This is a genomic window from Xenorhabdus miraniensis, assembly GCF_002632615.1.
On sequence record NZ_NITZ01000027.1, the window covers coordinates 23,702 to 39,413 of the forward strand.

The window sequence follows — 15,712 nt, forward strand, 5'->3', positions numbered from 1 at the left end:
CAAACCTAATGTCTGCGCATCAGGATTACTTTCTGTACAGGCGTTGTCTAGAGGAGCATCAAGCAATACAGTAGGCAAATTGCTGTTCAGTGTCTCCACTAGGGTAGTTTGGGTAAGCAATACCACAGGAGAGGCATCATCAAGCATATAGGCCAGTCGTTCGGCTGGATAGACTGGATCAAGCGGCACATAGGCTGCCCCCGCCTTGAGGATACCCAGTAATCCCACCACCATATCTAGACTGCGTTCAACGCAGATAGCTATCCGATCATCGGGTTGTATACCCAGTGTGAGCAAATGATGAGCCAGACGATTAGCATGGTCATTCAGTTCACGATAGCTGAGCGACAACTCTTCAAACACCACGGCAGTAGCATCGGGTGTGCGTGCTGCTTGTTGCTCAAATAATTCATGGAGCAGGGACTCTCTTGGGAGGTCAGTCTCGGTGGCATTGAAATCCACCAGTAGCTGCTGGCGTTCAGTAGCAGGCAAGATCGGTAGACTCAGAACAGGACGCTGGGGTTCTGTTGCCAGGGTATCCACCAGTCCACCAATAGCCGTGATCAGATAGGCGGATACTCGGGTGGGATCAATTCCTGCGATGGACTGAACCGCCAGATTGAAGCCTTTCCCCAAATCATCCACTGAGAGAGTCAGCGGATAGTTATTACGCTCTTCTACCACTAACATGCGCATACCATCCCAGGCTGTATCATCTACACCCGGCTGGCTATGGCGATAATTAAGCAGGGCGCTGAACAATGGCATTGGTGGTGTCACACCACTGCAACGTTGGGCTAATGCCAGCGGGGCCTGCTCATGTTCCAGCAGTGTTGTCAGGTCACGATAGGTGTTCTGCACCACTTCCAACACGCTGTGATCAGCAAGAGATATCCGTATTGGCAGGGTATTGATAAACAACCCCATAACCCGATCAGCACTGGCAGAGCCTTGCAGGCGACCCAGCAGTACGGAACCGAAGACCACATCATCACGGTTGCTGGTCTGTGCTAGTACCTGTGCCCAAGCGACATGGAACAACACACCCGGGCTGATACCCAGACGACGGGCCTGGCTGCGGATGGCTTGTGCCAGTGTGGTATCCAGAGGTACACGAACTTCAGCTATATCCTCACCGTTGCCCTGCACATTAAGCAGACCAAAGGGTGCTGTTGGTGCATCGATATCGGCGAGCCGAGCACGGAAGTAATCTTCATGCACGGAAGGCGGCACGTTCAGGATCTGGGCGATAAAATTGCGGTACGGTGGTGAATTGGGCAGTTCTTCAGCACCTCCTTGTAGCAACAGGCGAATTTCATCAACGATAAGCGTCAGCGTCATATGATCACCGATCAGATGATGGAAGCTCAGTGCCAGTAGCCATTCGTGACTGTTCGGATCATGGGCTATGTCGGCAGTAAGCAGTGGTGCCTGGTTAAGATTAAGTCGGCGCAGTCGCGGATCGATATGAGCCTGTAACTGGGCTAAGACATTGTCCCCTGAGGCTGGCACAAAGGTGTTCACCGGTAACGGCGCTTGACGCCAGACTACTTGTACGGGCTGGGTCAGTCCCTGCCAGCAAACGGCGGTACGCAAGATATCATGGCGATCAATCACTTGCTGTAACGCTTCAAGGAAGGCATCAAGACGTTCACGGGTATCAAAGGCCACCAAGTTGTTTAACAGATAAGTATCGCCTTGCTCCTGTAACCGATGGTGGAACAGAATGCCCTCCTGTAACGGGGCGAGTGGATAAATATCCTGCACATTGGACGTTCCGCCAGTAACGGTGTCGACAATAGTGTCAATCTCGGCTTGGGACAGTATCACCAGTGGCAACAGGTCGGGAGTGAGGACAGCGCAATCTTTAGTAATGCGATTAGGTGGAGCAATGAAGGTTGGTGTCTCTTGGAGAGACTGGATAGCCAGCGCCATTTCAGAGAGCATTGGTGCGGAGAAGATACTGCGGACGTCAAGTGTCTGGCCTAAATTACGTAGCCGTTCAATCAGGCTGACCGCCATCAGTGAATGACCGCCGAGTTCAAAGAAATGATCATGTCGGCCGACACGTTCCAGCCCCAGCAGATCTTGCCAAATCTGTGCCAGTATTGTTTCCAGCTCTCCTTCTGGTGCCTTATACCCACGCATTGCCACCGCAGACTGCTCAGGGGCGGGTAGTGCCTTACGGTCGAGTTTACCGTTAGGGGTCTGTGGGAAAGTTTCCAGCGTGACAAAGGCACTGGGCAGCATATACTCGGCCAAGTATTGTGCCAGTTGTCGACGCAGTTCAGCCGGTACTAATTCAATGCCGGAATGAGTCTGGACATAGGCCACCAGGCGTTTGTCACCGGGAATGTCTTCACGAGCGATAACAACGGCCTCCTGCACCCCTGAGCATTGAGCCAAACGCGCTTCGATTTCACCGAGTTCAATACGGAAGCCACGCAGCTTGACCTGAAAATCGTTGCGGCCGAGATACTCAATATTGCCATCCGGCAACCAGCGGCCGAGGTCACCCGTCTTGTACAGGCGGGCATCTGGCGCTGCTGAGAATGGATCGGAAATAAAACGTTCTGCCGTTAATTCCGGGCGGTTGAGGTAGCCTCTAGCCACTCCAGCGCCGCCGATGTAAATCTCACCGGTCACACCAATAGGTACAGGCTGGCCCTGTGCATCCAGAATATAAATCTGGGTATTGGCGATCGGTTGTCCGATGGGAATACTGTCGACGGTACTATTCTGATTATTACTATTCTGATTATTAGTATCCTGACTATTAGCATCAAACGTGATGCAACCTACCACCGTTTCGGTTGGGCCATACTCGTTGATAATGCGTGATTCAGGAGATAGATCACGCCAAAGTGTTAAGGTTGATTGAGGTAGTGCCTCCCCACCAACGATGAAACAATGTGCAGGACAAGCCTGTTTTGCAGCCAGTAATTCCTGGCCTATTGAGGCAAGATGAGTAGGTGTGATCTTAACCAGAGTAGCGGGTTCCGTCGGTGTGGATAACAGAGCGGGAACCAACTCAATAAGTTCTTGACCTTCACGGATAAGGTGCATTTTGCCCCCACAAAGCAGAGGCAAATAAATACTGGTGACAGTTGCATCAAAGGCAAAAGGTGATGACACGATACTGTCTATTTGTCCGGCAGCTGCATAATGACTGAGAGCCCACTGTAGGTAATTTCTGAGCCCGGAGTGTTCAACCATCACCCCTTTGGGTTGACCGGTAGAGCCAGAGGTATAGATAACATAGGCCAAGTGATGTGAGGTCAGCCCCAGTGCTTGGGTATCAGGGTTACTTTCAACGTAATTTTTCGCGTAATTTTCCGCATAATTGTCGAAGACTGGGGCATCAAGCAGCACGATAGGTAGGCTGTTGCCTAGTTTTTCGATCAGTGAAGTCTGGGTAAGCAGTACCATTGGCGCTGCATCGTCCAGAATATAAGCCAGACGTTCGAGCGGGTAAGTTGGATCGAGTGGCACATAGGCGGCACCCGCCTTGAGAGTACCTAATAATCCCACCACCATCTCTGGACTGCGTTCAACACAAATGGCGACCCGATCATCAGGTTGGACGCCCAGCGCAAGCAAATGGTGCGCCAGCCGATTAGCGCGGCGGTTCAGTTCACCGTAGCTGAGGAATTGTTCTTCGAACACCACGGCAATGGCGTCAGGGGTGCGTTCTGCCTGTTGTTCGAACAGCTGGTGGATAAGAGCCTCTTGCGGGAAGCCCCGTTCAGTGGCATTAAAATCCACCAGCAATTGCTGGCGCTCTGAGGCGGGCAGCACATCCACATCCAGAGCAGGGGTACTCGGCGTGTCTGCTAATATCGCGACCAATTGTTCCAGCGTCCTGACCACATAGGCGTTCACTCTGGCCGGATCGATAGTGTTGACAGTTTGGGCTGATAACTCAAAAGAGTCACCATCATCGTCAATCGAAATTCCCACCGGATAATTGGTGCGTTCACGACCTTCGAGACTTGTCACGCCAAATTGCTCCAGATTAGGCGAGTCGGCATCTATGTCATTCATATGCCGGCAATTTAACAGGGAACTGAACAACGGCATATTGCCGAACCCACTGGTTCGCTGCACAAGAGACAATGGGGTCTGTTCATAACGCAGCAAGCTGGCACATGTGTCATTCGCTTTTCTGACCAGATCCTCAACACTGATATCGTTCAGTTTCAGTCTGACAGGCAGGGTATTGATAAACATTCCCAGCGCGCTTGCACTCCCTGCCATACCCGACATACGGCCTGACAAGGTGGTCCCGAATACGACATCGTCACGGCCGCTGGTATGGGCGACAACCAGTGCCCAGCCTGCATGGAATAAAGCCGCGGGGCTGGTGCCCAGCCTGCGGGCAGTTTCACGTATCGTGTGTGAGAATGTGGCAGTAAGGCGCTGACGGGCTTCTATAATATGCTCGCCCCCTTCCTGAACGTTAATCAGGCCAAAAGGTGCTGTCACTTCATCGAGGTCCGCCAGATATTCCCGGAAAAAGGTTTCTGCGGCCTGAATGTTATCTTTCTGGCGTGTATAAGCAACAAAGTTCCGGTAAGGAACCGATGGCGGTAACTCGGCCCCTTTCCCCGTCAAGAAAGCGGCCATTTCTGTGAGAAAGTTCCGCAATGAGAGGTTATCATCGATGATGTGATGGAATTGAATCAATACGTATAGCTTGGATGAACACGGGTCAGCCGCAGTTTGTAAATGTATCAGTGGCGCCTGGGATAAATCCAAGTACGAATGTGACAATGTCATACGTGCTTGCAGGCTGGAAACTACATCACTGCCATCCTCGACTGTCAGGTAATGAACAGGCAAAGGGGCATGTCGGTGCACGACCTGAACTGGTTGAGATAACCCGGCCCAGTGGATAGCGGTGCGCAGGATATCATGCCGGTCGATGACCGCTTGTAGTGCTGTAATGAAGGTTTCAAGGTTTGCTTGGTTATCGATACATAACAGCGACGAAATCACGTATGGATCTCTATGTGGATCAAGTCGATGATGGAACAGGATACCTTCCTGCAATGGGGCAAGCGGATAGATATCCTGTACATTAGCAACCCCATCAGGAACCGCATTAACAATAGTGTCAATTTCCGGTTGTGACAGTGTCATTAGCGGCAGCATCTCAGGGGTAATCGCCGTGCAACCATCAGGAATACGGTTAGGTGGCACAATAAAAGCCGGTTCCCCCTGATAGGCTTGAATAGCCTGAGCCAGATCGGCCAAGACCGGCGCAATGAATACTGTGCGGACGTCCAGCTCCCAGCCAACGTGACGCAGCCGTTCGATCACACTGACGACCAGCAGCGAGTGACCGCCGAGTTCGAAGAAATGGTCATAACGGCCGACGCGTTCCAGCCCCAGCAGCTCTTGCCAAATCTGTACCAGTGTAGTTTCCAGCTCACCCACCGGTGCGGCATAACCGCGTGTAATGACGGCGGACTGGTCAGGGGCGGGCAGTGCCTTGCGATCGAGTTTGCCGTTAGGGGTCAGCGGGAACGTGTCAATCATGACAAAGGCGCTGGGCAGCATATACTCGGCCAGATGTTGCGCAAGTTCCTGACGCAAGTCAGCCGGCACCAGTTCAACGCCGGACTGGGGCCGGAGATAGGCGACCAGACGGGTATCCCCCGGCATGTCTTCACGGGCGATAACGACACCTTCCTGTACCCCTGAGCATTGGGTAAGACGTGCTTCAATTTCCCCCAGCTCAATGCGGAAGCCGCGCAGTTTGACCTGAAAGTCGTTGCGGCCGAGGTATTCGATACTGCCATCCGGCAGCCAGCGAGCGAGGTCACCGGTTTTATAAAGGCGGGCATCCGACGCTGTTGAGAACGGGTCAGCAATAAAACGTTCTGCGGTGAGCTCAGGGCGGTTGAGGTAACCCCGGGCCACCCCCACACCGCCGATATGGAGTTCACCGGTCACCCCGATTGGCACCGGCTGACCGCGGGTATCCAGAATATGAATCTGGGTATTGGCAATGGGGCGGCCGATAGGGACAAAGTGACGTTGATCATCACGCTGGCAGGCCCAGTAGGTGACATCAATAGCGGCTTCGGTCGGGCCATATAGATTATGCAGTTCGGCACTAAAGCGGGCGAAGAAGCGCTGTTGCAGCTCCGATGACAAGGCTTCACCGCTGCAAATCACCCGTTGAAGGGCGGCACAGGTGTGCCGGGGTTCAATCCCCTGTACAAATTGCTGCAACATGGATGGGACAAAATGCAGTGTCGTGATACCCGCGGTATCAATCAACCGGGCCAGATAATCCACATCTTTATGCCCTTCGGGACGGGCCATCACCAGACGGGCACCAGAGAGCAGGGGCCAGAAGAACTCCCAGACAGACACGTCGAAACTGAACGGAGTTTTCTGCAAGACACGATCATTAGGGGTCAGGCCATAGGTATCCTGCATCCAGACCAGACGATTACAGAGGGCACGGTGGCTGTTCATCACTCCTTTCGGCTGGCCGGTGGAGCCAGAGGTATAGATGACATAGGCCAGATGACGTGAAGTCAACCCCAGAGCCCGAGCATCAGGGTTTTCAGCCGGCGCATTATCCCAAACAGAGGCGGCCGGGGAATCAAGCACGACGACAGGCAGGCGGCAGCCTAAGGTTTCCACCTGAGCAGCCTGAGCCAACAAGGCCACAGGGGCGGCATCTTCCAGCATGTAGGCCAGCCGTTCAGCCGGATAGGCCGGGTCGAGCGGCAGATAAGCCGCACCGGCCTTGAGAATACCCAGCAAGCCGATGACCATTTCTAGGCTGCGTTCGGTGCAGATGGCCACCCGATCATCGGGCTGGACACCCAGCGCCAGCAGATGATGGGCCAGTTGGTTGGCACGGCGGTTGAGTTCGCGGTAGCTGAGGGATTGTCCTTCAAACACCACAGCAGTGGCATCAGGCGTACATTCTGCCTGTTGCTCGAACAGCCCGTGGATCAGAGCCTCCTGTGGGAAGTCGGCTTGTGTGGCGTTGAAATCTACCAGTACCTGCTGGCGTTCTGCGACGGACAGCATAGGCAACGACGGGATAGCCAATGTGGCATCTGTTACTATCGCTGTCAGGATATTTTTGAAGTAATCCCCCATACGAACCACAGTTTCCTGATCGAACAGATCGGTCGCATATTCCAGTTTACCAACCAAACCGGCGTCGGTTTCAGTCAGCGACAGTGTCAGGTCGAATTGGGTACTGCGCTGTGATTGCTCAATAAGGGTGAGCTCCAGATCAGGTAACTTCAGCTCCTGAGCAGGGGTATTGTTCAAAGCCAGCATGACTTGGAAAATGGGGTTGTAACTCAGGTTGCGGGCTGGCTGTAGTGCTTCCACTACCTGTTCAAAAGGCAGATCCTGATGGGCATAGGCGGCCAATGTGCGTTCACGAACCTGAGTGAGCAGTTCTGCCACGTTGTTGCACTGGTTGGGTTGGATACGCAAGGCCAGAGTGTTGGCGAAAAAGCCAACCAGACCTTCCAATTCGCTGCGTGTACGGTTGGCAACGGGAGTACCGATGACAATATCATCCTGACCACTGAGACGGGCAAGGACAACAGCCCAAGCCGCGAGCAAGGTCATAAATAAAGTCGTATCTTGGCGCTGTCCAACTGTTTTCAGTGCGGTTAGTAATCCTGCGTCGAGGTGGAAAGATACCAAGCTACCGGCATAGTGTTGTACTGATGGTCGTGGCCGATCTGTAGGCAATTCCAGCAAGGCCGGTGCTCCCAGAAGCTGCGTACACCAAAAATCGCGCTGTTTGGTAAGGTTGTCTCCTTGCAACTCGCCGCGTTGCCAGACGGCATAGTCGGCGTACTGGATGGGCAGTGATGGTAAGGCAACATCATGACCGGTCAGGGCGGCTTGATAAAACGCTGTCAGCTCACGAATCAAAATACCAGTGGACCAGCCATCGGAAATAATATGATGCTGGGTAAACAGCAGCACATGTTCCTCATCGGCCAGTTGCAACAATTGACCGCGGATCAGCGGGCCCTGAGTCAGATTGAAAGGCGTACAAGCTTCATATTCGGTAAGTTCCGCAACACGGTTTGTGCGGGCCGTTTTGCTCAGAGAACGCAGGTCCAGATAGGAAAGAGTAAAACCAATGTCTGCATGATCAATCTGCTGACAAGGCTGTCCGTCAACCAATGTAAAGTGAGTACGCAGGCTCTCTTGACGGGCGACAAGATTATCGAGTGCCAAAGTAAGCGCCTGCTGGTTCAGCTTACCAGAAAGTCGCAATACTACCGGGATATGGTAGGCTTGGCTGGCGGCAGGATCGAGTTGATCGAGGAACCACAGCCGCTGCTGGGCAAAAGAAACGGGTAGCGGTAGGTCACGACCGACAGCAGGGATCACAGTCTGAGCGGTTACTGAAATATCAGTAAGCGCCAGAGCGAGATCAATAAGCACAGGCCGGGCAAAAATCTGAGCAAGTGGCAGATCCCGTGCCAACATTTGGCGTATGCGTGTCGTGCATTGAACCGCGAGTAAAGAATGACCGCCGAGTTCAAAGAAATGATCATAACGTCCGACACGTTCCAGCCCCAGCAGGTCTTGCCAGATCTGAGCCAACGCCATTTCCACTTCACCAACAGGCGCTTCATAATCGCGTACAGCCACGGCAGACTGATTGGGAACAGGCAGTGCCTTGCGGTCAAGTTTGCCATTGGACGTGAGCGGGAAGGTTTCTAACATCACAAAGGCGCTGGGGATCATATACTCCGCCAAGTGACGAGTAAGCTGCTGACGCAGTTCAGCCGGCACCAATTCAACGCCGGTCAGTGGTTGGAGATAGGCCACGAGACGGGTATCACCCGGCATGTCTTCGCGTGCAATGACAACGGCTTCATCTACGCCCGGACACTGAACAAGTTGTGCCTCGATTTCGCCAAGCTCAATGCGGAATCCGCGGATCTTGACCTGAAAGTCGTTGCGGCCCAAGTACTCAATATTGCCATCAGGCAGCCAGCGGCCGAGGTCGCCGGTTTTATACATGCGGGCATGAGGTGCAGCTGAGAATGGGTCGGGAATAAAGCGTTCCGCTGTCAACTCTGGGCGGTTGCGGTAACCTCGGGCAACACCGACGCCGCCGATATAGATTTCACCAATAACGCCAAGAGGCACAGGTTGCCCCTGTGCATTTAGAATGTAGATCTTAGTGTTGGCGATGGGTCGACCGATGCTAGGCTGTGCCAGTGATATATCGATCGGACAAATACTGGCATCTACCGTACATTCTGTTGGTCCATAGACGTTGATGAAACGGGTGGTTTTTATATGTTGCAATTTCGACCACACTAACGGAGAGATAGCATCACCGCCAATCAGTGCCAACTTGGGTTGATAACCAGAGATTGTTCCCAAACCTGCCTCCAGTAGCCATTGCAACTGAACGGGTGTGCAGTCAAACATGTCCACAGCTTGGTGTGCAAAATAGCGCCAAAGTTGTTGACCATCGGCACGGATCTCTTCAGGGACAATGACCAATGTATGGCCAGAAAGCAATTGGAGCCAGATTTTCACCGAGGCGTCGAACACAATGCTGGCATTCATGGCTATGCGACATGGTTGTTTAAGGGTGAGCGCTGCATTCAATCCGGTATAGAGATTGATGACATTCTTGTGCGCCACCATCACCCCTTTGGGCTGCCCCGTAGAACCGGAGGTGTAAATCACGTACGCCAGATGGTGTGGGGTCAGTCCCAGCATTTGCGCATCGAGATTGCTTTCAGATCCCTCATCAAAAATAGAGGGTAACTGAGTATCGAGTAATATGCTGGGGAGGTTGCTATCCAGCATTTCAACTAATGCAGACTGGGTAAGCAAGGCTACTGGTGCAGCATCGTCGAGCATGTAAGCCAAACGTTCGGCCGGGTAGGTTGGGTCCAGTGGCACATAGGCTCCACCAGCTTTGAGGATAGCCAGCAGCCCCACCATCATCTCCAGACTACGTTCAACACAGATAGCTACCCGATCATCCGGACGTACCCCTATGGCGAGTAGATGATGAGCCAGACGATTGGCCCGACGGTTCAGTTCACGATAGCTGAAAGACAGATCTTCGAATACCACGGCAGTGGCGTCAGGCGTGCGTTCTGCTTGTTGCTCAAACAGCTCATGGATCAGCGTTTCTTGTGGGAAATCAGTCTCGGTGGTATTGAACTCTACCAGTAACTGCTGGCGTTCAGCGACAGGCAGGATTGATAGGTCCAAAACAGGCCGCTGGGGTTCGTTCGTCAGAGCTTCAACCAAGCCGCTGATAGTTGCGGCCAGATAATCCGCTATCCGGGCGGGATTAATTGTAGCGACAGCTTTGACTATTATGCTGAAATCTTCCCCAAAATCATCCACCGAGAGGGTCAATGGATAGTTAGTGCGCTCCTCAGCAGACAACAAGCGCATACCATCCCAGACTGCACCATCTGTGTCTGGCTGGCTGTGGCGGTAATTGAGTAAGGCGCTGAACAATGGCATTGGTGGCGTCACACTGCTGCAACGTTGGGCCAGAGCTAAAGGGGCCTGTTCATGCTCAAGTAGTGCCGTCAAATCATGGTAGGTGTCTTGTACCACTTCCAATACGCTGCGACCGGCAAGAGATATCCGTACTGGCAGGGTATTGATAAACATCCCCATCACCCGATCAGCTCCGGCAGAGCCTTGCAAACGACCAAGCAGTACGGTGCCGAAGACGACATCCTTGAGGCCGCTAGTTTGTGCCAGTACCTGTGCCCAGGCAACATGGAATAATACACCCGGGCTGATACTCAGACGGCGGGCCTGATTGCGGATTTCCTGTGCCAGTGCTGACTCCAGCGGAAGATGCGCTTCGATTATGCCTTCACCATCGCCCTGTACATTGAGCAGGCCGAATGGCGCCGTTGGTGTATCGATATCAGCAAGACGGGAGCGGAAATATGTCTCATGTGCCGAGCTTGGCACGTTTAACGTTTGGGCAATAAAGTTGCGGTAAGGTAATGGGACTGACAGGGTTTCCGCTTGCCCTTTTAACAGTAATTGGATTTCGTCAGCGATAAGATCCATCGTTATATGGTCGCCTATTAAATGATGGATACTTAAGGCAAGTAACCACTCATTGCTGACCGGATCGAGAGCAATATCGGCAGTAAGCAAGGGAGCCTGATTCAGGTTGAGCTGACGCTGACGCGGATCAGTGTGCGCCTGTAACTGAGCCAATACGTTGTCTGCTAACACGTTGTCTGCTGATGAATTGTCTGCTGATAAATTGCCTGAAGCAGTCGGAACAAAAGTGCTGACCGACAATGGTGCCTGACGCCAAACAACCTGTACAGGTTGCGTCAGTTCCTGCCAACAGACGGCTGTGCGCAAGATATCGTGGCGGTCAATCACTTGTTGCAGGGCACCAAGGAAAGCGTCGAGGCGTTCACGAGTATCAAAAGCAATCAGACTGTTTAACAGATAGACATCGCCTTGCTCCTGTAATTGGTGATGGAACAGAATGCCTTCCTGTAGCGGTGCAAGCGGATAGATATCCTGCACATTGGCGGTGCCGCCAGCCACAGTTTTGACAATCGTGTCAATTTCCGCCTGAGATAATGTTACCAGCGGCAACATATCTGGCGTAATGGCGTCACAATCGGAGCTGATGAGATTGGGTGGCACGTTCAGCGCTGTTTTGCCAGTCGCTTCTGTTGTCATGCGAGTGGCCATCGCTTCCAGCGTCGGTGAAGTGAAGACAGCTCTGACATCAAGTGTAAGATTACGTTGGCGCAATTGTTCAATCAGGCTGACGACCAGCAGTGAATGACCTCCCAGCTCAAAGAAGTTGTCGTAACGTCCGACACGCTCCAGCCCCAGCAGATTTTGCCAGATTTGAGCTAATATTGTTTCCAGTTCGCCGGCGGGGGACTCATAGTCACGGGTGACTACCGCTGATTGGTCAGGAGCAGGCAGCGCCTTACGATTGAGTTTGCCATTGAGTGTAAGCGGGAAGGCTTCCAGCATCACGAAGGCACTTGGCAGCATATAATCTGCCAGACGGGTACTCAGTTGTTCCCGCAGGGTGGCAGTATCCAGCGTGGCATCAGACTGTGGCACAAGGTACGCGACCAGACGCTTCTCACCATTATTTTCTTCACGTGCGATAACGACAGCATCTTTGACACCTGAGCAATTGCTTAATTGCGCTTCAATTTCCCCCAGTTCAATACGGAACCCGCGTATCTTGACTTGAAAGTCATTACGGCCGAGATAGACAATCGTGCCATTTGGCTGCCAGCATCCCAGATCGCCAGTTTTATACATTCTGGCATTCGGTTGCACGCTGAATGGATCGGCGATAAACCGCTCGTCGGTCAAATCAGGACGATTCAGGTAGCCACGAGCCACCCCCGCACCGGCAATATAGATTTCTCCGGTGACGCCAAGTGGCACAGGTTGCCCTTGTGTATTGAGAATATAAATGTGGGTATTGGCAATCGGGCAACCAATCGACAGCGTTTCGGTTGTATCCAGTATCTCACCACTGTCAAGTGCCATTGCGGTGGTAATGACGGTAGTTTCGGTTGGGCCGTAAGTGTCGATCCAGCGGCAGTGCTGGGTTTCAGGCATAGATTGCCAGTCGATAAGATGACGGGATTCAGCTTTTTCACCGCCGACCGTGATTGAGCGCAGAGAAGAGCTAAAATCACAACGTCCGGCTTTCATCTCCTGTACCCATTGGTGCCAGAAAGCGGTTGGCAGATCTGCTACGCTGATGGCCTGTTCCTGCAAGAAATGGCTAAAAGTGGTATCCGGTATGCGAATATGCGCCGGACGCAGGATTAAAGTGGCACCGACAGACAGTGTCGGGAAAATTTCAGCCACGGCTGTATCAAAGGCAATCGTGGCGAATTGCAGGACCCGATCAGTGGATTTGAGTTTACTGATCTGACATTGGGTATGGATAAAGTTCACCACGTTGTGGTGTTCAATCATTACGCCTTTAGGCAATCCAGTGGAACCAGAGGTATAAATCACATAGGCCAGATGATGTGTTTGTAACCCCAACTTTATCGGATCAGGATTGGCAACAGATTGCTGGGCAACTGAGTTCAGATGTTTGGTATTGTCCAATAACCATACGGGAATGTCGGCTATCGGCAAATTCGCTTGTAAATGCTGCTGAGTGAGCAGTAACTTGGGCGTACTGTCAGACAAAACATGCGCCAGTCGTTCATTTGGATATTCGGGATCCAGCGGGACATAACCAGCACCGGCTTTTAATATACCCAGTATGCCAATCATCATATCCAGACTACGCTCGACACAAATTGCCACCCGATCATCAGAACACACACCAAATTCAATCAGGGCATGGGCCAGCTGGTTGGCGCGCTGGTTTAGCTCGGCATAGCTAAGTGAAAGATCTTCAAACACTACGGCAGTGGTGTCAGGGGTACGCTTAACCTGTTGTTCGAACAGTTCTTGAATAAGCGTCTGTTGTGGGAAGTCGGTTTGTGTCGCATTGAAATCTACCAATAGCTGCTGACGTTCTGCGGCAGGCAAAATTGGCAGGCTCAAAATAGGCTGCTGTGGCTCAGTTTTCAGTGCTTCAATCAGCCCACTGATGGCAGTAGCCAGATAATTGACTACTCGGACAGGATCAACCTCTGCAACACTTTGGACTATCAAATTAAAATCTTCCCCCAGATCATCCACAGAGAGATCCAGTGGATAGTTGGTACGTTCTTCTGCGCTCAATATACGCATGCCGTCCCAAATCTGGTTTGCCGTGTCTGACCGGCTATGGCGGTAGTTAAACAGGGCGCTGAACAGTGGCAGTGGCGGGTTTACGCCACTACAGCGTTGCGCCAGTGTTAAAGGTGCCTGTTCATGTTCCAGCAATGATGTCAGATCGCGATAGGTCGCTCGTACTACCTCCAGCACACTGCGATTAGCGAGAGTGATCCGCACTGGCAGGGTGTTGATAAACATCCCCATCACCTGATCGGCACCGGTAAAACCTTGCAGACGGCCAAGTAACACAGTGCCGAAGACCACATCGTCATGACCACTGGTTTGTGCCAGTACCTGTGCCCAGGCAACATGGAACAGCACACCCGGGCTGACACCCAGACGACGAGCTTGAATGCGTATTGCTTGTGCCAGATCAGTATCCAGCAATAAATGAGCTTCGGTAATATCCTTACCGTCTCCCTGTACATCAAGTAGGCCAAAGGGGGTGGTTGGCGCATCGACATCAGCGAGCCGGCCGCGGAAGTAGTCCTCATGTACCGAGTCTGGTACGCTCAGGGTTTGAGCGATAAAATTGCGGTAAGGTATTGCAGCAGGCAGAGTTTCTGGTTGCCCCTGCAACAGTAAACGGATCTCAGCGACGATAAGCTCCAGAGTCATATGATCGCCAATTAGATGATGAAAGTTCAGGGCTAACAACCATTCATTGTTGGCTGGATCGTGAACAATGTTGGTGGCAAGCAACGGTGCCTGACTCAAATCAAGATGGCACTGACGTGGATCGGTGTGCGCCTGCAATTGAGCCCGTACATTGTTTGCGAAGGTATTATCTGCGGAGGCTGGCACAAAAGTCGCTACTGACAGCGGTGCCTGACGCCAGACCACCTGCACCGGCTGCGTTAAGCCCTGCCAGCAAACAGCGGTACGCAGGATGTCATGGCGGTCTATCACCTGTTGCAGCGCCCCAAGGAAGGCGTCGAGATGCTCACGAGTATCAAAAGCAATCAGGTTATTTAACAGATAAGTATCGCCTTGTTGCTGTAACCGATGATGGAACAGAATGCCTTCCTGTAGCGGTGCAAGCGGATAAATATCCTGTACATTGGCAGCGCCGCCAGCCACCGTGTTAACAACCGTATCGATTTCTGACTGAGACAGTGTCACCAGTGACAGCATCTCCGGCGTAATCGCCGTGCAACCTTCCGGAATACCGTTAGGCGGCACACTAAAGGCAGCTTCCCCCTGATTGGCCTGAATAGCCTGAGCCATATCAGTCAGTACAGGAGCGGAAAAGACACTGCGCACATCAAGCCGCCAGCCGGCATTGCGCAGTTGTTCAATCAGGCTGACCACCATCAGCGAGTGACCGCCGAGTTCAAAGAAATGGTCATGACGGCCGACACGCTCCAGCCCCAGCAAATTTTGCCAAATCTGTGCCAATCTTGTTTCAACCTCACCCTGCGGCGGTTCATAGCCACGTGACACAATGGCCTGCTGGTCAGGAGCAGGCAGTGCCTTGCGGTCAAGTTTGCCGTTAGGGGTCAGCGGGAACGTGTCAATCATGACAAAAGCGCCGGGCAGCATATACTCGGCCAGATGTTGCGAAAGGGCCTGACGCAACTCAGCCGGCACCAGCTCAGCACCGGACTGTGGCCGGAGATAAGCCACCAGACGGGTATCACCGCTGGTCTCTTCACGGGCGATAACCACGGCTTCCTGTACCCCTGAACATTGAATCAGGCGCGCTTCAATTTCCCCCAGCTCAATACGGAAGCCACGCAGCTTGACCTGAAAGTCGTTTCGGCCCAGATATTCAAGACTGCCATCCGGCAACCAGCGGCCGAGGTCGCCGGTTTTGTATAACCGGGCGTCAGGTGTGCCGGAGAACGGGTCAGCAATAAAGCGTTCCGCAGTGAGTTCAGGGCGGTTGAGGTAGCCACGAGTGACACCGGCACCACCG

General features: G+C 52.7%; 1 protein-coding gene. It reads right to left on the minus strand.

What is annotated here, in order from left to right; all coding sequences use genetic code 11:
• The coding region (locus tag Xmir_RS19015; protein ID WP_145956931.1) for a non-ribosomal peptide synthetase at positions 1-15,712 on the minus strand (15,712 nt) is incomplete at both ends.